Below are 19,059 nucleotides of genomic sequence, written 5' to 3' on the forward strand. Positions count from 1 at the left end.
CTTGGGTCAGAGCGAGCGCAGGGCGCGCTTGCGGATGTAGCTATTGGCCGGATCATCGGCATGGCGCTGCTGCCATTGGCTGCACAGCGCGCGGACCCAGTCGGGCTGGCTTTTGCCGGCGTCGTTGAGCCAGTTGCCTACCGAATCCTGCACGTAGCGCGCTTCATCGCAGCACAGTGCGTCCAGCAGGTCCCGTGCATGGTGGGGTTCCTGCTTGAACAAGGTGATATGCGCGGCCCATACCCCGCGTGGGCGCAGCGCTTCGCAGGCGAAGCGGCGCACGTTCGGCGACGTGTCGTGGACCCAGGCCTGCAGGTGCGCGAGCACCCGCAGCGGCTCGGCGGCGATGTGGGGGCGCACGGCCAGCCAGGCCCATTCGCGCACGCCAAAGTGCGGGTCGTCGGCCAATGCGCGCAGGGCATCCAGCTTGCGCTCCAGGGTCAGCGCCGGATCGCTGCCGATCAGGTAGCAGGCCCAGCCGCGTACGGTGTCGCTGGCGTGTCGTGACCAGTGGGCATGATCGCCGTGCCCATGCGCGCGCAGCAGCGTGGCAGCGCCCTGCATGCGCAGGGTGATGCCCAGCTTTGCGGCGTTGCGCATCGGGGCCAGCGCCGAGGCCGGCAAGGTCGGCGCGACATGGGCCATCAGCCGGGCAAAATCGACGGCCAGCACTTCGGCCAGGTGGGCCGCTTCGGCCTCGCCCCGATCCAGCTGGCCGCGCCGCTCGCGGGTGATCGGCTTTTTCATGAGGTGCGCCCCGCATCGGTGCGCGACCACACGCGCTGCAGCAGCGTGCCAAGCACCTGGCGTTCGGCGGTGCTGATGTCGGCAAACAGCGAGGCGATCCAGTGGGTCTGCTGGTCGAACAGGCGCGCCGACAGTGTCTGTCCCGACCGGGTCAGGCGCACGTGGATGCGCCGCTTGTCATCGGGATCGCTGTGACGGCTCACCAGCTGCTCGCGCTCCAATCCATCCAGCAGGCCGGTCACGGTGGCACGGGTGACGCCGGCGCGCTCGGCCAACTGGTGCGGCGACAGCGCTGTATCCGCGCCGCGCAGCAGGAACAGCAGCACGAAACGCCCTTCGCTCAGGCCCAGCGGTGCCAGACGACTTGCGCAGTCCTGGTCGATCGCGCTGGCCAGCGACAGCACCTGGAAACACAGCGCCAATTCCCCCGCGTCCGGCTGGCCACGTCGCACCAGTTCGGTCAGGAAGGCCTGATGTTTGATTTCCAGCATGCAGGCGGATCCGGAATAGTACGGCGGCTAACTATATCGCTACTGCGACGCATCTGGAACCCCGCCGCACTTTACATACCCCAGGTGACAGGCAAAGATCCGGGACAGGATCACTCACAAGGACGCGTAGATGACCCCTTCCCAAGCTGACGCGATTGCTCAGGCCATCCTGCAACCGGACAACAAGCGCGAGGCCATCCAGCAACGTCAGCGCGCGCAGGCGCAGTACCTGGCGCGGCAACGCGTTGCCGTCGCCGCCGGCCTGGCTGGCATGGCGCTGGGTGCGGCGGCAGCGATATGGCTGCCCATGGCGTACTCGCAGGGAATGATGGTGGGCGGCGCGCTGTGCTTTCTGCTTGCGCATCTGGGCCTGGCGTGGCGCGACCGTCGGCGGGCCGCGCGTTGTCGGGCCTGACAGGTGCCGCGCCGCCACTCATGACGGAGCGGTGGGTATGCCTACCAGCGCATCTCGGCCGGTAAAGGCCCCGCATGCGACGGAAACAACGGCAGCACATACTCGGCCAGTTCCTGCAGTACCTCGGCGGCCGGCCGTTGCGAGAACTGGATACCGAGCGCGGCGTGGTTGACTCCGGCCTGCTGCCACTGCCCAAGCAGATCGATCAGCCCATTGCGGCCGGTCCTCAACGTGTAACCGCCATTGAGCGGCGTGCGCGGATGGTTCGGATCGTCGACCAGATCCAGCCATTCGTTGGTGACGTGCGGACGGAAGCCACCGTCGGGAATCAAACGACGCCACGCCTGGATCTTGGCCGCCAGTCGCTTCGGCCCGGCCGCATCGTGGGTAGCCTCGGGATAGGTCAGCCAGCCATCGGCATGCTGCCCCACCCAGTCCAGCGTCTGCCGCGAGGTGCCGGTGATCAGCAGCGGGATCGCGCCGGCCACCGGCTTGGGCAGCAGCTCCACGCCCTGCAGTGCGCCCAGTGGCGAGTCGATCTGCAGGGGACCGTGCTGCATCAGTTGGCGGACATACGCCACCGATGCGGCGAAGCGCTCGCCGCGGTCTGCATGGTCCAAGCCATAGGCCGGGAACTCCACTGGCCGATCACCGGAGGCGATGCCCAGCACCAGGCGCCCACCGGACAGCTGGTCGATCGAGGCCGCCGACTTGGCCAGATCGATCGGGTGCCGCAGCGAGAAGATCGCACTGCCCGTGGCCAACGCCAGCCGCTCGGTGCGCGCGGCCAGGTAGGCCAGGTAGGTGAACGGATCGAACACCTGCCCGGCATCGCCGAACAACGGGTCATACAGCGGCACATCGCGCACCCAGGTGGCGGCGAAGCCGTCACGGTCGAGCTGGCTCACCAGGTCGGCCTGGCCGGCCAGCACCTGCATGGTGCCCTGGTAGAAACGCAGCGGCAGGAACACGCCCAGCGTGAGCGCACCTTCGCGGAACATGCGCTGGTAGCCGGCATGCCGGGCGAACATCGGTGCGGATGCGCCGGTCAGAGGGGCCTGCACCTCGGTGATATCGGTCAAGAGGGTCATCGTGGTCATGCCTGGATCAGGGGCCGGTGGCCGGTTCGGGAAGCTGCACGCCGCGCTGCACCGCAGGCCGCTGTGACATGCGCAGGTGCCATGCACTCAAGTTCGGGTACGCGCTGAAATCGAAGCCGATGAGTCGTGCGATATGCATCCAGCCATAGCCGGCGATATCGGCGATGGAGTACTCCTCGCCGGCCAGCCACGGTCGGTCGGCCAGGCGCTGGTCGAGCGTGGCGAAGAACTCTGTGCTCAAGCGGCGGTAGCGTGCGATGGAAGGCGCATGCGGCGCGTCAGCGAACATCTCCGCATGAACGCGCTGGCCCAGGATCGGGCCGACACTGGCAGAGTGGAACATCAACCAGGTGATGGCGTCCCAGCGCGCGACGGCGGCGGTGGGCAGCAGCTTCCCGGTCCTGTCGGCGAGGTACAGCAGGATGGCGGCGGATTCGAACACCGTGATGCCACGTGCCGCATCCACCAGCACCGGAATGCGGCCATGGGGATGCAGCTTGAGAAAATCAGGGTGGCGATGCGCGCCATCGTCGATGCGGACGTGGTGCAGCACATAAGGAAGGCCCAGCTCTTCCAGCGCAATGGTGATCTTGAAGCCGTTGGGCGAGCTGTCGGTGTACAGGTGCAGCGAAGCTGGGGACACATCGGTCTCCTTGGCGGGCGATGGATAACGAGAGGGATGTGGTCGCGGTATCGGGGTCCGCTGATACAGCTGGACTAAACACCCCCGACTCAACATGATCACGATGCTACGCAGCGCCGTACGCCGTGTAGAACGATTTTTCCTTCACTACCAAGAGAGAAAAACTAAGGTCATGGGTGCTGTTCTTCCCCTGCTCGCCCTGCGCGCCTTCGTTGAAACCGGCCGCCATGGCAGCCTCAAGGCGGCCGCCGATGTCATGGGCGTCACCCCCGGCGCGATCAGCCAGCAACTCAAGCTGCTGCAGGCGCGTACCGGGGTGAGCCTGTTCACCCGCAGCCGCCACGGGGTGTCGCTCACACCAGAGGGCGCACAGGTACACCCGGCACTGGCGCGCGCCTTCGACCAGATCCAGGACAGCATGGCCACGCTGGAGGCGATCCACGCGCGGCAGACGTTGACCATCAGCACCGTGCCCAGCTTTGCCGCGTCATGGCTGGTGCCGCGATTGGGGCGGTTCACCGAACGCCACCCGGACATCGAGGTCCGCGTGGAGGCGTCCTCCGCACTGGTGGATCTGCGTCGCGACCGCATCGACATCGCCATCCGCCACGGTCTCGGTGACTATCCCGGCCTGGTCTCACGCCCACTGGCGGCGCCGGTGCTGTTGCCGGTGGCCTGCCCGGCGCTGCTCGACGAGGGCCCGCCGATCCACTCGGCCGTGGACTGCCTGCAGTACCCGCTGCTGCAGGATTCCGACCGCAGCGACTGGTCGCTGTGGTTCAGCGCGCTCGGTCTGCCACCCGATCCGCGCGTCGAACGTGGCCCGGCGTTCGATGATGACGTGTTGCTGATCCGCGCTGCAGAAGCCGGCCAGGGCATCGCGCTGGTGCGTGACCTGTATGTCGAAGCCGAAGTAGCCAGCGGGCGGCTGGCGGTGGTACTGGATCAGCCATGGCCGACGCGGTTTGCGTATTACGCCGTCACCCTGCCAGGCGCCGAAGAGAATCCGGCCATCGCGGCGTTCCTGCGCTGGCTGCAGGAAGAAGTCGAGGCGCCGACCAGCGCGCTGTGAGCCCATGATGCGCGCAACAAAAAACCCCGCCTTCCGGCGGGGTTTTTCGTCGTGCGTTGGCGGATGGCGGGTACCGACCAACGGTCGGTACCTACCGCTCCGATGTGTGCCGACCGATGGCCGGCATCTACATCAGAAGTCCATGCCGCCCATGCCACCCATGCCGCCCATGCCGCCGCCAGCTGCGCCAGCGCCGTCATCCTTCTTCGGGGCTTCGGCAACCATCGCTTCGGTGGTGATCATCAGGCCAGCGATCGAGGCAGCGTTCTGCAGCGCCGAACGGGTCACCTTGGTCGGGTCCAGGATGCCGAATTCCAGCATGTCGCCGAATTCGCCGGTGGCCGCGTTGTAGCCGAAGCTGCCGGTGCCTTCCTTGACGCGGTTGACGATGACCGACGGCTCTTCGCCGGCGTTGGCCACGATTTCGCGCAGCGGGGCTTCCATGGCGCGCAGGGCGATCTGGATGCCGTGGTTCTGGTCTTCGTTGGCACCCTTCAGGCCGCTCAGCGCGGTGACGGCACGGACCAGCGCAACGCCGCCGCCCGGGACCACGCCTTCTTCAACGGCTGCACGGGTAGCGTGCAGGGCGTCGTCGACGCGATCCTTCTTTTCCTTCATTTCGATTTCGGTCGAGGCACCGACCTTGATCACGGCAACGCCGCCGGCCAGCTTGGCCACGCGTTCCTGCAGCTTTTCACGGTCGTAATCGGACGAGGTGTCTTCGATCTGGGTCTTGATCTGGGTGACACGCGCTTCGATGTTGGCCTTCTCGCCGGCGCCATCGATGATGGTGGTGTTTTCCTTGGAGACCTGCACCTTCTTGGCGCGGCCCAGATCCTTGATCGTCGCCTTTTCCAGCGACAGACCAATTTCCTCGGAGATCACGGTGCCGCCGGTCAGCACGGCCATGTCTTCCAGCATCGCCTTGCGACGATCACCGAAGCCCGGTGCCTTGACGGCCACGACCTTGACGATGCCACGGATGGTGTTGACCACCAGGGTGGCCAGCGCTTCGCCTTCGATGTCTTCGGCGATGATCAGCAGCGGCTTGCCGGCCTTGGCGACGCCTTCCAGCACGGGCAGCAGGTCGCGCACGTTGGAGATCTTCTTGTCGTGCAGCAGCACGTACGGATCGTCCAGGTCAGCGGTCTGCGACTGCTGGTTGTTGATGAAGTACGGGGACAGGTAGCCACGGTCGAACTGCATGCCTTCGACGACGTCCAGCTCGTTGTCCAGGCCCGAGCCTTCTTCAACGGTGATGACGCCTTCCTTGGTCACGCGGCGCATGGCTTCGGCAATGATGTTGCCGATCGACTCGTCCGAGTTGGCCGAGATCGTGCCGACCTGGGCGATGGCCTTGTCGTCAGCGGTCGGCTTGGAGATGTTCTTCAGCTCGGCGACGGCGGCGATGACGGCCTTGTCGATACCGCGCTTGAGGTCCATCGGGTTCATGCCGGCAGCAACGGCCTTGGCGCCTTCGCGGATCAGGGCCTGGGCCAGCACGGTGGCGGTGGTGGTGCCGTCGCCGGCGTCATCGTTGGTGCGGGAAGCAACTTCCTTCACCATCTGCGCGCCCATGTTCTCGAACTTGTCAGCCAGTTCGATTTCCTTGGCAACGGACACGCCATCCTTGGTGATGGTCGGGGCGCCGAAGCTCTTTTCGAGCACGACGTTGCGGCCCTTCGGGCCCAGGGTTGCCTTGACGGCATTGGCGAGAATGTTGACGCCGCGCACCATGCGCGAACGAGCGTCTTCACCGAAACGAATATCTTTGGCAGCCATTGCGATTACCTTTTATGTAGAGCCGGGCGATGCCCGGCTGCTTGAATGGGGGATACGGTCGACCGGTCAGTCCGGCTACCGCGCGGCGGGGCAGAGCCCCGCTCTGCGTCATCAGATGATGGCGAGGATGTCGTCTTCGCGCAGGACCTTGTACTCGACGCCTTCGGACTTGTAGCTGCTGCCGGCGTACTGGCCGTAGATGACCTTGTCACCGACCTTCAGCGACGGCGCGCGCACGCTGCCGTTGTCCAGGGGCTTGCCCGGGCCGACGGCCACGACTTCACCCTTGGTGGACTTTTCCTTGGCGGAATCCGGAATCACGATGCCGCCGGACGAGATTTCGTCGGCTTCGATCGGCTTGACTACGACGCGGTCATGAAGCGGCTTGATGCTCATGTGAGACCCTTTTAAGTTGTTGATTGGTCTGGAAAAGTCTGGCGATGTTAGCACTCGCACAGGGCGACTGCCAGCCACGCTCACGAAAAAACCCGACGGTGCGGGTACAGAGCAGAGATGGTGCTGGGCACTTCCCTTTCAAGGGGCGAAGACGAAATTTTTCCGGCCGGCGGCCGGTGGGGCCCGAGGCAAGATCAAGGTCAAGGTCAAGGTCAAGGTCAAGGTCAACTGCGCCGCGAGTCCGCGGGCGTGGCGCGCTGGGCTGGTGGGGGCGGGGGTGCGGGACACGCCGTAAACCCATCCCTGGGGGCTCCGCGGCGCCATCCATGGCGCCGAGGGTCCCGCACCCCCACCCCCACCACCCCTAAGACACTCTGCCGTTGCTCACGGAAAAGCAGAACCAAGAGCAACCCTCCCCGCCAGGCGTGGCTGGCCATTGCATCGGCTCTCCCCAGGCCCCCAGCCAACTGTCTGGGGCGGGGGTGTGAGGGTTCACGGGACCCTCCACCGCATGGATGCGGTGGCGGAGCTTACATGGACGTACTTGCAGCGTGTCCCGTGAACCCTCACACCCCCGCCCAGCCTGCAGGACCGGCCAACCGAGGTTCTGGCTTCACGGCTCTGGCTCTAGCTCTAGCTCTGGCTCTAGCTCTGGCTCTAGCTCTAGCTCTAGCTCTAGCTCTAGCTCTAGCTCTGGCTCTAGCTCTAGCTCTAGCTCTAGCTCTGGCTCTAGCTCTTCAGCTTCGAAAAAAAAGAACCCTCCCCCGCCAATTCCTTGACGCACGTCCCACTGCGGAACCTAAGTCCCGACATATCGATAGATGTGTCATCTGGATTGATTAGATTCGGCCAGCAATAACCAATCACAAGGAGACGTAGATGAGGTTGCTCACACCGCTGTCCCTGGCGTGCCTGCTGGCATTGGCCGGCACCGCCCAGGCCGATGTATTCATCAATGAACTGCACTACGACGACAGCACGCCCGCCGGCGACGTCGGCGAAGCCATCGAAGTCGTTGCCACCGGCGGTGAAGACCTCAGCACCTACCGCCTCTACCTGTACAACGGCAGCAGCCCCTCGGCCGCCACCGTGTATGCCAACAACCCTGTCCCCGCCGGCACCGCCGCCGCGTGCGGCAAGGCCACCCTCGCCACCGTCACCTACCCCACCAACGGCCTCCAGAACGGCGCCAACGACGGCATCGCCCTCGTCGACGCCAGCGGCAACGTCGTCCAGTTCATCAGCTACGAAGGCACCATCACCGCCAGCGGCGGCCCGGCCGCCGGCCTGACCAGCCAGAACATCCCCGTCAGCGAAAGCAACAGCACCGCCCCCGGCACCTCCCTCCAGCTCACCGGCAGCGGCAGCCAGTACGCCCACTTCACCTGGGCCGAATCGGCCAAACAGACCTTCGGCGCCTGCAACAACGGCCAGACCTTCAGCGGCACCGGCGGCACCGGCCCCAACACCCCGCCGTCGGTACGCACCACCACCCCCGAACAAGGCGCCAGCACCTTCCCGGCCGCCGCCGACCTCACCGTCACCTTCAGCGAAACCGTCACCCTGGCCAGCGGCGCGTTCGTGCTCAGCTGCGGCCAGTCCGGCACCGTGCCGCTCAGCCACGCCAGCAGCGGCAGCACCTTCACCGTCTCCACCAACACCGCCCTGGTGGCGGGCGAAGCCTGCCGGTTCGACATCCGCGCCACCAAGGTCAGCGACGCCCAGGGCGCCCGCCCCGCCGCCGACACCCGCATCGCCTTCACCGTGGCCAGCAGCACCGGCAACCCGGACCCGGGCAATCCCGATCCCGGCACCCCCGGCGAGTACTACTCGCGCGTCAACACCGCCAACCCCAGCCAGCTGCGCTGCTCGCTGCATGAAACCATCAAGGGCCACACCGCCTACCCGTACAGCGGCTCGGGCACCAGCACCTGGACCATCCTGGAAATCGCCGACGAAGATCCCAACAACAGCGGCAAGATCCTGGACGCCTACCGCAACCGCAGCTACACCAAGGTCAGCGGCCGCGCGGGCACCGGCAGCGGCTTGACCTACAACCGCGAACACACCTGGCCCAACTCGCTGGGCTTTGCCAACACCACCGGCGACAAGGGCCTGCCGTATGCGCCCTACACCGACACCCACATGCTGTACCTGACCGACGCACAGTGGAACGCCGACCGCGGCAACAAGCCGTTCGGCAAGTGCGACAGCAACTGCGGCGAACGCGCCACCGAGTCCAACAACGGCTTCGGCGGCGGCAGCGGCGGCTATCCCGGCAACTCCAACTGGGTGCGCACGCCGGACGGCAATACCGGCACCTTTGAAGTGTGGGGCCACCGCAAGGGCGACATGGCGCGGGCCGTGATGTACATGGCCATCCGCTATGAAGGGGGCAAAGACGCCAAGACCGGCCAGTCCGAACCCGACCTGGAGCTGACCGACGACCGGGCCAAAATCGTCAAGACCTCGGCCTCGCCGGCGTACATGGGCCTGCTCTCGACCCTGATCGAATGGCACCTGTCCGACCCGCCGGATGCGGCCGAACGCGCCCGCAATGAAGTGATCTACAGCTTCCAGGGCAACCGCAACCCGTTCATCGACCACCCCGAATGGGCCACCCCGGCCCTGTTCACCTCGGCCAAGCCGACCAGCTGCCAGCTGCTCAACTGAGCCCCACCGGCCGGCGCCGCAACGGCGCCGGCCGGACCATTCGGGTCTGGCAGTCCTATACTCGGCGGTCATGTCGACCGTCGATCCCGTATTCATGCTGTTCACCACCTGCCCCGACGCGGCCTGCGCCACGCGGCTGGCACGTGCGTTGGTGGAAGAACGCCTGGCGGCGTGTGTTACCCGCCTGGACGGGGCGCACTCCACCTACCGCTGGCACGGGGAGATCAGCGAGGACCACGAGGTCCAGCTGCTGATCAAGACCACCGGCAGCCGCCTGGACGCGGCCATCGCACGGGTGCATGCGCTGCATCCGTATGAACTCCCGGAGTGCATCGCGGTCGAAACCCGCGCCGGCCTGCCGGCGTACCTGGACTGGATTCGGGCGCAGACCCGTGAGGAAAGTGATTGATGACGCTGTTTCGTCGTGTTGCCGCGCTGTGCGCGTTGTTCGTGGTGTCCCTGCCGGCGTGGGCCGTCAGCGAGAAAGATCTGCTGCCGGTGGACGAGGCGTTCGGGCTGACCGCGCAGGCGCGTGATCGCGACCGCGTCGAGATCAGCTGGAAGATCGCGCCGGGCTATTACCTGTACCGCCACCGCACCACGGTCAAGGCCGATGCCGGCTTTGCCGCCGAGGCATTGCAGATGCCGGCCGGCAAGAAGCACCACGACGACTTCTTCGGCGAGGTGGAAACCTACCGCGAGCGGCTCACCGCCGTGCTGCCGGGCAAGGCCGACGACGGCACCGACACGGTGACCCTGGAAGTGCGTTACCAAGGCTGTGCCGATGCCGGGGTGTGCTACCCGCCGCAGAAGCGCAGCATCAAAGTGAAGCTGCCCGCCGGCAGCGGCGCCGCTGCGGGCGTGGCCCCGGCCACCGCCGCGCCTGCGGCCCTCGGCGCCTCGCCGTTCAACAATCCGCTGGCCGGCAACGGCGGCGGCCTGCGCCTGCCGGGCGCCGCCAACACCCAGGCCCTGCCGCTGCCGTCCGAGCGCGCGTTCGGCTTCGACGCCATTGTCGATGACGGCAATACCGTGCTGCTGCGTTTCAGCCCGGCACCGGGCTACTACCTCTACCGCGACCGCACCTCGCTGAAGCTGGAAGGTGCCGCCGGAATCCGCGCCGACAAGCCGGCATGGCCGGCGGCCAAGTCGCACCGCGATGAACATTTCGGCGATGTGGCCGTGTATTTCGACCAGGTCGACGTCAAGCTGCCGCTGCGCCGCAGCCGTGCCGACGCCGACGAAGCCACCCTGGTGATCACCTTCCAGGGCTGCCAGACCGATGGCATCTGCTACCCGCCGATGACGCGCCGGGTGAAGCTGGCGCTGCCGGCCGGCAAGGTCAACGCACGCGCTGACGAAGCCGCGCACCAGAACGAAGTGATTGCCCCGCTGCCCGGCAAGGACAAGCGCGCGCCGGCGCGTGAGCGCGACGCCGCCGGCATCGCCACCCAGCCGATGCTGATCCGCCCCAACGACACGGCCGCCGCCGCGACCGACGCGTCGAGCGTGCCCGATGCCAGCGCCGACAACGCGCAGCGCACCCGCCCGCCGGGCGACGATGCCGCGCCCACCACGCTGATCGGCGCGCTGCTGCTGGCCCTGCTGGGTGGCCTGATCCTCAACCTGATGCCGTGCGTGCTGCCGATCCTGTCGCTGAAGGTGCTGGGCGTGGCGCAGAGCGGCGAAAGCCGCCAGCGCGCGCGCAGCCATGCGCTCTGGTACACCGCTGGCGTGCTGGTGGCCTTTGCCGCGATCGGTGCCCTGGTGCTGGCCCTGCGTGCCGCCGGCCAAGCCGCGGGCTGGGGCTTCCAGCTGCAGCACCCGTGGTTCATCGCCGCGCTGGTGTACCTGATGTTCACCGTGGGCCTGAGCCTGTCGGGCGTGTTCACGCTGGGCGGCAGCCTGGGCGGTGTGGGTCAGTCGCTGGCCGCGCGCAGTGGCCCGGTGGGAGATTTCTTCACCGGCGTACTGGCCTGCGTCGTGGCCAGCCCGTGCGTGGCGCCCTTCATGGGCCTGCCGCTGGCGTATGCGTTCACCGCCAGCACCGTGCCGGCGATCCTGGTGTTCATGGCACTGGGCCTGGGCCTGGCGCTGCCGTTCCTGTTGATAGGCTTCATTCCGTCGCTGGCCAAGCGCCTGCCGCGCCCGGGCGCCTGGATGGAAACGCTCAAGCACGTGCTTGCCTTCCCGATGTACGGCACCGCGATCTGGCTGCTGTGGGTGCTGGGCAAGCAGCGCGGCGTGGATGCCATGACGCTGGTGCTGGGTGGCCTGGTGGTGCTGGCACTGGCGCTGTGGTGGTACGAACGCAGCCGCTGGCGCAGCCAGCGCGTGGGCGGGCTGTTGGCCCTCCTGCTGCTGCTTGCCGCGCTGGTGCCGGTGTGGGGCGTGACCCGGCTGGTGCCGCCGGCCAAGGCGGCCGCGGCCGCCGCCGACAACGTGGTGGCCTACTCCCCGCAGATGCTCGACCGCCTGCGCCAGGACAACCGCGTGGTGTTCGTCAACATGACCGCCGACTGGTGCGTGACCTGCAAGGCCAACGAACGCACGGTGCTGGGCACCAACGCCTTCCACGACACCCTGCGCCGTACCAACGCGGTGTACATGCGCGGCGACTACACCAACGTCGACCCGGACATCACCGCGTTCCTGGATGAGCACAAGGCCGTGGGCGTGCCGCTGTACGTGGTGTATGGCCCGGGCGCACCGCCGACCGTGCTGCCCACGGTGCTCACCCAGGCCATCGTCGAAGAAGCGCTGCTGCGGACCGCGCGATGAGCCCGCGGCCACCCCGCCAACTTGCGGTGGTGGCCGTTCTGGCGGCGGTACTGGGCGTGGCTGCCGGGGCGTGGTTCTTCAACCGTCCCGGTGCAGCAACACCGCCCCCGCCACCGCGCGCGGTCACCCCGGGCGCCGGGATCGGCGATGCGATGCCCCCCATTACCCTGCCCGATGTGTCGGGTACGCCCGTGGATCTGGCCCGCTTCCGCGGGCGCCCGCTGCTGATCAACGTGTGGGCCAGCTGGTGCGGCCCATGCGTGGAGGAAATGCCGGCGCTGGCCGCCTTTGCCGCCGCCCAGCCGGCCGACGGCGTGCAGGTGCTGGGGCTGGCGCTGGATACCCCCGAAGGCGTGCGCGATTTCCTGGCCCAGGTGCCGGTGGGCTACCCGATCGTGCTGGACACACCCGGGCCGGCCGATGCCAGCGTGCGGCTGGGCAACGCGCAGGGGCTGTTGCCTTACTCGGTGCTGGTGGATGCGCGCGGGCGCATCGTGAAGCAGAAGCTGGGGCCGTTTCAGGCGGGCGAGATTGAGGCGTGGGCTACGCCGTGACCCGGGTGGTTGGTTGGGGTAGCGACGCATGGCGTCGCTCTACCGTCGAACGGGTCAGGGGAACCAGCGGCGCAGGTAGGGCGCGGTTGCGCCTGCCGTGGCGCGGCTGACCTGCGCTGGCGTACCCGCGGCGACGATCTCGCCGCCCTGCTCGCCAGCCCCCGGGCCGACGTCGATCACCCAGTCCGCATCGGCCACGACGCGCAGGTCGTGTTCCACCACCACCACGGTGTTGCCCGCGTCCACCAGCCCCTGCAGCTGCGCCATCAGTTTGTCGACGTCGGCCGGGTGCAGGCCGGTGGTCGGCTCATCCAGCACGTACAGGCTGCTGCCGTGCTGGCTGCGCTGCAGTTCGGTGGCCAGTTTGATCCGCTGCGCCTCGCCCCCGGACAACTCGGTGGCCGGCTGGCCCAGCCGCAGGTAGCCCAGGCCGATGTCGCGCAGCAGCTGCAGCGGGCGCTGCACCGGGGCCTCGTCGGCGAAGAAGGCCAAAGCCTCCTCCACGGTCATGCCCAGCACCTGGGCGATGTTGCGCCCGTTCCATTCCACTTCCAGCGTCTTGGCGTTGTAGCGCTGGCCATGGCAGGTGGGGCATGGCGCGTACACGCTGGGCATGAACAGCAGTTCCACGTGCACGAAGCCTTCGCCTTCGCAGGTGTCACAGCGGCCCTGTGCCACGTTGAAGGAAAAACGCCCGGCGCTGTAGCGGCGTGCCTTGGCGGTGCGGGTGGCGGCGAACAGGCGGCGCACGTGGTCGAACAGGCCGGTATAGGTGGCCAGGTTGGAACGCGGGGTGCGTCCGATCGGCTTCTGGTCCACGTTGACCAGCCGCGTGATGTGCCTGGCACCGGCATGCAGGCGGCCACGGGTGCGTTCGATGCTGCTGGGCACCGGCAGCTCGCTGTCGGGCTCCTCGCGCACCGGCTCGTGGCCGAGATGCTCGCTGACCAGTTCCACCAGCGCCTGGCTGACCAGGCTGGACTTGCCCGAACCGGACACGCCGGTGACCGCCGTGAACGCACCGATGGGAAAGCGCGCGTCCAGCCCGTGCAGATTGTTGCGGCGGATGCCGCGCAGTTCCAGCCAGGCCGCGGGCGTACGCGGGGTGCGACGCGTGCCGCGGCCGCTATCGAACAGATACGGCGCGGTCACCGATGCCTTGACCGTGCGCAGGCCCTTCGGCGGCCCGCTGTACAGCACCTGCCCGCCATGCTCGCCGGCGCCCGGGCCCACATCGACCAGCCAGTCGGCACGGCGCAGCATCTCCAGGTCGTGCTCGACCACGAACAACGTGTTGCCGCTGGCCTTGAGCTGGTCCAGCGCGTGGTACAGCGCCTGCCCGTCGGCCGGGTGCAGGCCGGCGGTCGGCTCGTCGAGCACGTACACCACACCGAACAGGCTGGAGCGGATCTGCGTGGCCAGCCGCAGCCGCTGCAGTTCGCCGGGCGACAGCGTCGGGGTGGCACGGTCCATCGACAGATAGCCCAGGCCCAGTGCTTCGAGCGTACCGATGCGCTCCACCAGGTCCTGCGCGATCCGCTGCGCGGCAATGCGTTTTTCTTCGGACAGGTCCGGCGTGCGGCGCACGTCGCTGCTGCCCACGTGCGATGGCCCACCGGCGGCCGCACGCGCCTGTTGCGCCTTGCGACCGGCCGCACGGCTGCGCGTGCCGGACGCAGCGGGCGCCTGGAAGCGCCCTTCGGCGGCCGGGCGCAACGCATCGGCCATGGCACTGAGCGAGAGCTGCGACAGCGCGCCGATATCCAGCCCGGCGAAGGTGACCGACAGCGCTTCGCGCTTGAGCCGCTTGCCGTCGCAGACCGGACATACGGTGCCCACCATGTAGCGCGCCACGCGCTTTTTCATCATCGCGCTCTGCGTGGTGGCGAAGGTATGCAGCACGTAGCGGCGCGCGCCGCTGAAGGTGCCCATGTAGCTGGGCTCTTCCTTGCGACGCAGCGCGGCGCGGGTTTCGGCCGGGGTGAAGCCGGCATACACCGGCGCCACCGGTTGTTCTTCGGTGAACAGGATCCAGTCGCGCTGCTTCTTGGGCAGGTCGCGCCAGGGAATATCCACGTCGTAGCCGAGGGTGACCAGGATGTCGCGCTGGTTCTGCCCGTGCCAGGCCGGCGGCCACGCCGCAATGGCGCGCTCGCGGATGCTCAACGACGGGTCGGGCACCATCGACTGCTCGGTGACCTCGAAGATGTGGCCCAGCCCATGGCAGTTCGGGCAGGCGCCTTGCGGGGTGTTGGGCGAGAAGTCTTCGGCAAACAGCATCGGCTGCTTCGGCGGGTAGCTGCCCGCACGCGAGTACAGCATGCGCAGCAGGCTGGACAGCGTGGTGACGCTGCCCACGCTGGAGCGCACGCTGGCGGTGCCGCGCTGCTGTTGCAGCGCCACGGCCGGTGGCAGCCCTTCGATGGCGTCCACGTCGGGCACGCCCACCTGGTCGATGAGCCGGCGCGCATAAGGCGACAGCGACTCCAGGTAACGCCGCTGCGCTTCGGCGTACAAGGTGCCGAAAGCCAGCGAGGACTTGCCCGAACCGGAGATGCCGGAGAACACCACCAAGGCGTCGCGTGGGATCTCCACGTCGACGTTTTTCAGGTTGTGTTCGCGGGCGCCGCGGACGCGGACAAAGGCGTTGCGTGCGGAAGCTGCGGGAGGCGTGCGACGGGTACTCATGCGTGCAGGATAATGAGCGCCCGCCGAAGCGGCCAGTGAAGACGCGTGAGGGCTGCGTATCGGTCGCGCGGTCAGCCCACCGCGCGCGCCGCCACCGGCCGCACCGCCGGCACCTCCAGCACGAAGGCGGCCACCGCGTCGGACAGCAGCGCGGCCTGGCGTTCCATCGCCTGCGCCGACGCCGACGCTTCCTCCACCAGCGCGGCGTTCTGCTGGGTGCTGCCATCCATCTGCAGCAGCGTATGCCCCACCTGCTCGATACCGGCGCTCTGCTGCTGCGAGGCGGCCGAGATGCTGGCCATGATGGCGCTGACCTGCTGCACGCTGCCGACGATCTGGCCCATCGTTGCACCGGCCTGGTCCACCTGGCGGCTGCCGGCGGCCACGGTGTCCACCGAGGCCTCGATCAGGCCCTTGATCTGGCGTGCGGCATCGGCACTGCGCTGGGCCAACAGGCGCACTTCGCTGGCCACCACGGCGAAGCTGCGGCCCTGCTCGCCGGCCCGCGCCGCCTCCACCGCCGCGTTCAAGGCCAGGATGTTGGTCTGGAAGGCGATGCCGTCGATGACCCCGGTGATGTCGGCGATACGCCGCGACGCGTCGGCGATGTCGCGCATGCTGGCCACCACCTGCGCCACCGAGGCGCCGCCCTGCTGGGCAACGCCGGTGGCCTGCAGCGCCAGCTGGTTGGCCTGCTGGGCGGCGTCGGCGTTCTGGCGCACGGTGGCGGTAAGTTCTTCCATCGACGAGGCGGTTTCTTCCAGGTGCGCGGCCTGGCGCTCGGTACGCCCGGCCAGCTCCTGGTTGCCGGCCACGATTTCGCCGGCGGCGTGGTCGATGGCCGATGACGCGTGCTGGATGCGCGCCACGATGTCGGTCAACTGCTGCACGGTGGCGTTGGCATCATCGCGCAGGTGGGCAAACACGCCCTGGAACTGGCCCTGCATGCGCACGCGCAGGTCGCCCTGGGCCAACCCGGACAGCACCGCCTGCACACCGGACAGATTGCCCTGGAAGGTATCCAGCAGGCGGTTGATGCTGACCGCCAGCGTGTGCACGAAGCCCTGCTTGCCGGTGGTGTCGATGCGACCGTGCAGCTGGCCCTGCGCGGCGGCATCGACCAGCGCGGCCACCTCGGTTTCCACGGTGGTTTCCAGCGCGCGGCTGCGCCACTCCACGGCCGCGCCGAGCAGCTGGTCGTGGTCGAGGATGGGATTGACCACCAGCTGGTAGCCGATGCCCGCATGCAGGATCTCGTGGCTGGACGCCGCATTGCCGTGCAGCTGCGCCACGATGCGTTGGAACACCGGGTGCAGTACGGCGGCGGGCTGGCCGCGCCATTGGGTTTCCTGCGTGGCCAGTTCGGCCAGCAGCGCGCGGTTGAGCAGGCCGATGCGCCCGTCCGGGTCGAGCACCATCACGCAGGCCTGGGCGCTGTCCAATGCCTGGCGGGCGCGGGTGTTGTCCTGGGCGCTGGCGCGCTCGGCCTGGATGCGCTCGCGCAGCCGCTGCTGCATGTGGATCAGGCGCTGCGCCAACTGGCCGATCTCGTCGTGCGGGTTGTGCACCGCAAGCACGCTGTCGAGCCGGTCCTCGGCGATGTCCTCGGCAAACCGCAGGGTGTCGGTGATGGGCTGGCGGACGGCCCGCATGACCAGCACCAGGCTGGCGATCAGCACCAGTGCCACCAGCGCCAGCGTCGCGGCGAACAGCACGGTCATCGCCCGTGCCTGGGCCTGCTGGCGTGCGCGTGCTGCGGCAAGCGCGGCCGCCTGCGCCTGCTGCAGGTGCTGCAGCGCGGGCGCGACCTGCGCGGCGGTATCGGTGAGCGCCATCGCCTCCACGTCCAACCCCACCCGTGCGGCGGTGTAGGCCAGCAACGCGCCTTGGTAATCGTCCATTGCGGCACGCAGCGCGTCCTGGGTGGGACCGGCCAGGCCCGAGGCCGACACCGCGAGGTCGAACGGCAGTTTGGCTTCGCTGGCCTGGTCGGTGTGCACCGCATCACCGGTAAGCAACAGCAGCGCTTCCTGCCGCCGCATGCGTTGCCACTGCAGCGCCAATGGCAGGTAGGCGGCGTCGGTGAGCAGGGTATCGAGCGCTGCGGCGCTGGCGTCCAGCTGCGCGCGCAGTCCGGCGTCGCCGCGCCCCATCTCGTCGGCGCGGTCGTTCAGCGCCGCAATGCCGGCAGTGAATTCCTGGGCGCGCGCCGCCAGTGCGGTCAACGCGGCTGCGGTACCGCGGTCGTGCGGGGCGCGCTGCAACGCCTGCAGCGACTGCTGCAGCTGCTGCTGGGCCTGCTGCAGGGCGCCGCGGTCGGCAGCGTCGAAGTGGATGGCATAGCGGGTCTGCAGGCGGCGGGCTTCGGCCACCTGGGTGGCCAGTGCGCTGGCCAGCGCGGCGTTCTGCTGGTGGGCGGCGAACGTGGCGGCGGCACGCTCGCTGCTGTAGCGGGTACCTGCGTAGACCAGCGCCACGACCAGCAGGCCGCTGCCACAGACCAGCAGCGCGGCCTTGAGCTTGCGTGCCACACTGAGCCGGCGCAGCGCGCCGATGGCGCGGCTGAAACCGGGACGTGGAAGGTGTTCACCCAAGCGGGCGAACCGGGACAACGGGCGGCGGGGGACGACCGACATCAGATGCTCCAGGCGGATTGACGCATCGGTATCGGCCGGAAACAGGCGGTCTTTAGGCTGCATTTTCGAACCGGCCGCAGCGCACTGCCACCCCCGCCCCTTGTAGCGGCGGCAAGCGACGGCAAGATGACGGTGGCGGGCATTCCGCGGGTGCGATTCAGCGTTCGATCGCCCGTGCTTGACCTCAACCACGGTTGAGCCGCCACAGTGGCGTCACCTTCCCGCATGGCCCCTGCCCATGGACCCGCAAACCTGTCGCGACTACCTGGCCCGCCTCGGCGTGGCGGCGCCACCGCCCCCTACCCTGGCCACGCTGGCGCTGCTGCAGGAACGTCACAACGCCACGTTCCCGTTCGAGACGCTCACCACGCTGCTGCGCGATGCGGTGGCCATCGACCTGCCCAGCGTGGCGCACAAGCTGCTGCGCGAAGGACGCGGCGGGTACTGCTACGAGCTCAACGGGCTGTTCCTGGCGCTGCTGCAGCACCTGGGCTTCGACGCCCGCGCCCTTGCCGCGCGCGTGGTCATGGGGCGCACCGATGACGCCCCCACCGCGCGCACCCACATGCTGGTGCTGGTGCGGATCGACGCGGTGGACTACATCGCCGACGTCGGCTTCGGTGGCAACACGCCGACCGGTCCGCTGCGGCTGGACCATCGGTTCGCCCAGGCCACGCCGCACGAGCACTATCGGCTGGACCAGCAGCACGACCAGTTCCTGCTGCGGGTGGACATCGCCGGCGAGTGGAGGCCGCTCTACCACTTCGACCTGCAGGTGCAGGCCCCCATCGACCATGAGGTGGGCAACTGGTATGTGTGCACGCACCCGCACTCCTCCTTCCCCGGACAGCTGCGGGTCGCCCTGGCCGGGCCGGACGGGCGCCGCACGATCGGCGCCGGGGCCTACACCGTGCACCGCCGCGGGCAGCCCAGCGAGCGCCGCATGCTCAACGGCACCGACGATGTGCTGACCGTGCTGCACGAGGCGTTCGGCATCACCGTGCCCGCGCATCCACGGCTGCGCGAGGCGATCACGGCGTGGTTGCGCGGGGTGGCGTGAGCCCGCTCACGCAAGCCGGCA

General features: G+C 68.2%; 15 protein-coding genes. 7 read left to right on the plus strand and 8 right to left on the minus strand.

Annotation, left to right across the window (positions count from 1 at the left end; genetic code table 11):
• Window positions 1–6: 6 nt before the first annotated feature.
• On the minus strand, window positions 7–747 hold the full coding sequence (locus ACZ0AE_RS17970) for a DNA alkylation repair protein (RefSeq protein WP_463601781.1): 741 nt from the start codon (window positions 745–747) through the stop codon (window positions 7–9).
• Window positions 744–1,238 carry a MarR family winged helix-turn-helix transcriptional regulator gene (locus ACZ0AE_RS17975; protein ID WP_463601782.1) on the minus strand — a complete coding sequence of 165 codons (495 nt, stop codon included), beginning with the start codon at window positions 1,236–1,238 and terminating at the stop codon, window positions 744–746. Before ACZ0AE_RS17975 ends, ACZ0AE_RS17970 begins: the two co-directional genes overlap by 4 nt.
• A 130-nt stretch (window positions 1,239–1,368) precedes the next feature.
• Here ACZ0AE_RS17975 and ACZ0AE_RS17980 point away from each other — a divergent pair, with 130 nt between their 5' ends.
• Window positions 1,369–1,653, plus strand: coding sequence for a hypothetical protein (locus ACZ0AE_RS17980; RefSeq protein ID WP_447595865.1), 285 nt, complete (start codon window positions 1,369–1,371; stop codon window positions 1,651–1,653).
• 41 nt (window positions 1,654–1,694) lie between these two features.
• On the opposite strand, the gene ACZ0AE_RS17985 is transcribed toward ACZ0AE_RS17980, so the two are convergent.
• A complete protein-coding gene (locus tag ACZ0AE_RS17985) occupies window positions 1,695–2,744 on the minus strand; it encodes an LLM class oxidoreductase (RefSeq protein WP_463601783.1) in 1,050 nt (349 codons plus the stop codon).
• Window positions 2,745–2,760: 16 nt separating this feature from the next.
• The gene (locus tag ACZ0AE_RS17990; protein ID WP_463601784.1) at window positions 2,761–3,396 is read right to left on the minus strand and encodes a glutathione S-transferase family protein; all 636 of its coding nucleotides are present in this window, start codon (window positions 3,394–3,396) and stop codon (window positions 2,761–2,763) included.
• Window positions 3,397–3,568: 172 nt separating this feature from the next.
• Here ACZ0AE_RS17990 and ACZ0AE_RS17995 point away from each other — a divergent pair, with 172 nt between their 5' ends.
• On the plus strand, window positions 3,569–4,468 hold the full coding sequence (locus ACZ0AE_RS17995) for a LysR substrate-binding domain-containing protein (RefSeq protein WP_463601785.1): 900 nt from the start codon (window positions 3,569–3,571) through the stop codon (window positions 4,466–4,468).
• 132 nt (window positions 4,469–4,600) lie between these two features.
• Here ACZ0AE_RS17995 and groL read toward each other — a convergent pair whose 3' ends face one another.
• Both groL and ACZ0AE_RS18005 read right to left on the minus strand, forming a co-directional pair.
• Window positions 4,601–6,250 carry a chaperonin GroEL gene (gene groL, locus ACZ0AE_RS18000; RefSeq protein ID WP_038685920.1) on the minus strand — a complete coding sequence of 550 codons (1,650 nt, stop codon included), beginning with the start codon at window positions 6,248–6,250 and terminating at the stop codon, window positions 4,601–4,603.
• Window positions 6,251–6,361: 111 nt separating this feature from the next.
• Window positions 6,362–6,646 (minus strand): co-chaperone GroES, encoded by a 285-nt coding sequence (locus ACZ0AE_RS18005; protein ID WP_038685917.1) that lies wholly within the window; start codon window positions 6,644–6,646, stop codon window positions 6,362–6,364.
• 879 nt (window positions 6,647–7,525) lie between these two features.
• Between ACZ0AE_RS18005 and ACZ0AE_RS18010 the strand changes: the two genes are divergently transcribed.
• The 4 genes from ACZ0AE_RS18010 to ACZ0AE_RS18025 all read left to right on the plus strand — a co-directional run bounded on the left by ACZ0AE_RS18010 (window position 7,526) and on the right by ACZ0AE_RS18025 (window position 12,654).
• Window positions 7,526–9,319: an endonuclease gene (locus ACZ0AE_RS18010; protein ID WP_463601786.1), complete on the plus strand. Its 1,794-nt coding sequence runs from the start codon at window positions 7,526–7,528 to the stop codon at window positions 9,317–9,319.
• A 70-nt stretch (window positions 9,320–9,389) separates the two neighbouring features.
• On the plus strand, window positions 9,390–9,728 hold the full coding sequence (cutA, locus tag ACZ0AE_RS18015; protein ID WP_038685914.1) for a divalent-cation tolerance protein CutA: 339 nt from the start codon (window positions 9,390–9,392) through the stop codon (window positions 9,726–9,728).
• The gene (locus ACZ0AE_RS18020) at window positions 9,728–12,100 is read left to right on the plus strand and encodes a protein-disulfide reductase DsbD family protein (protein WP_185753438.1); all 2,373 of its coding nucleotides are present in this window, start codon (window positions 9,728–9,730) and stop codon (window positions 12,098–12,100) included. The genes cutA and ACZ0AE_RS18020 overlap by 1 nt, the downstream gene beginning before the upstream one ends.
• The gene (locus ACZ0AE_RS18025; RefSeq protein ID WP_463601787.1) at window positions 12,097–12,654 is read left to right on the plus strand and encodes a TlpA family protein disulfide reductase; all 558 of its coding nucleotides are present in this window, start codon (window positions 12,097–12,099) and stop codon (window positions 12,652–12,654) included. Before ACZ0AE_RS18020 ends, ACZ0AE_RS18025 begins: the two co-directional genes overlap by 4 nt.
• Window positions 12,655–12,708: 54 nt before the next feature.
• On the opposite strand, the gene ACZ0AE_RS18030 is transcribed toward ACZ0AE_RS18025, so the two are convergent.
• Together ACZ0AE_RS18030 and ACZ0AE_RS18035 are read right to left on the minus strand one after the other, a co-directional pair.
• Complete coding sequence (locus ACZ0AE_RS18030) at window positions 12,709–15,342, minus strand: excinuclease ABC subunit UvrA (RefSeq protein WP_463601788.1); 2,634 nt, start codon at window positions 15,340–15,342, stop codon at window positions 12,709–12,711.
• 71 nt (window positions 15,343–15,413) lie between these two features.
• Window positions 15,414–17,978 (minus strand): methyl-accepting chemotaxis protein, encoded by a 2,565-nt coding sequence (locus ACZ0AE_RS18035; protein WP_463601789.1) that lies wholly within the window; start codon window positions 17,976–17,978, stop codon window positions 15,414–15,416.
• A gap of 238 nt (window positions 17,979–18,216) precedes the next feature.
• On the opposite strand from ACZ0AE_RS18035, the gene ACZ0AE_RS18040 reads away from it, so the two are divergent.
• Window positions 18,217–19,038: an arylamine N-acetyltransferase family protein gene (locus ACZ0AE_RS18040; protein WP_463601790.1), complete on the plus strand. Its 822-nt coding sequence runs from the start codon at window positions 18,217–18,219 to the stop codon at window positions 19,036–19,038.
• Window positions 19,039–19,059 lie beyond the last annotated feature (21 nt).

The organism is Stenotrophomonas sp. AC248, assembly GCF_979258185.1.

Bases quoted from the DNA above. Each gene is read 5' to 3' on its own strand.
- ACZ0AE_RS17970 (WP_463601781.1), bottom strand. From the start codon at position 747: ATGAAAAAGCCGATCACCCGCGAGCGGCGCGGCCAGCTGGATCGGGGC.
- ACZ0AE_RS17975 (WP_463601782.1), bottom strand. From the start codon at position 1,238: ATGCTGGAAATCAAACATCAGGCCTTCCTGACCGAACTGGTGCGACGT.
- ACZ0AE_RS17980 (WP_447595865.1), top strand. From the start codon at position 1,369: ATGACCCCTTCCCAAGCTGACGCGATTGCTCAGGCCATCCTGCAACCG.
- ACZ0AE_RS17985 (WP_463601783.1), bottom strand. From the start codon at position 2,744: ATGACCCTCTTGACCGATATCACCGAGGTGCAGGCCCCTCTGACCGGC.
- ACZ0AE_RS17995 (WP_463601785.1), top strand. From the start codon at position 3,569: ATGGGTGCTGTTCTTCCCCTGCTCGCCCTGCGCGCCTTCGTTGAAACC.
- groL (WP_038685920.1), bottom strand. From the start codon at position 6,250: ATGGCTGCCAAAGATATTCGTTTCGGTGAAGACGCTCGTTCGCGCATG.
- ACZ0AE_RS18005 (WP_038685917.1), bottom strand. From the start codon at position 6,646: ATGAGCATCAAGCCGCTTCATGACCGCGTCGTAGTCAAGCCGATCGAA.
- ACZ0AE_RS18010 (WP_463601786.1), top strand. From the start codon at position 7,526: ATGAGGTTGCTCACACCGCTGTCCCTGGCGTGCCTGCTGGCATTGGCC.
- cutA (WP_038685914.1), top strand. From the start codon at position 9,390: ATGTCGACCGTCGATCCCGTATTCATGCTGTTCACCACCTGCCCCGAC.
- ACZ0AE_RS18020 (WP_185753438.1), top strand. From the start codon at position 9,728: ATGACGCTGTTTCGTCGTGTTGCCGCGCTGTGCGCGTTGTTCGTGGTG.
- ACZ0AE_RS18025 (WP_463601787.1), top strand. From the start codon at position 12,097: ATGAGCCCGCGGCCACCCCGCCAACTTGCGGTGGTGGCCGTTCTGGCG.
- ACZ0AE_RS18030 (WP_463601788.1), bottom strand. From the start codon at position 15,342: ATGAGTACCCGTCGCACGCCTCCCGCAGCTTCCGCACGCAACGCCTTT.
- ACZ0AE_RS18035 (WP_463601789.1), bottom strand. From the start codon at position 17,978: ATGTCGGTCGTCCCCCGCCGCCCGTTGTCCCGGTTCGCCCGCTTGGGT.
- ACZ0AE_RS18040 (WP_463601790.1), top strand. From the start codon at position 18,217: ATGGACCCGCAAACCTGTCGCGACTACCTGGCCCGCCTCGGCGTGGCG.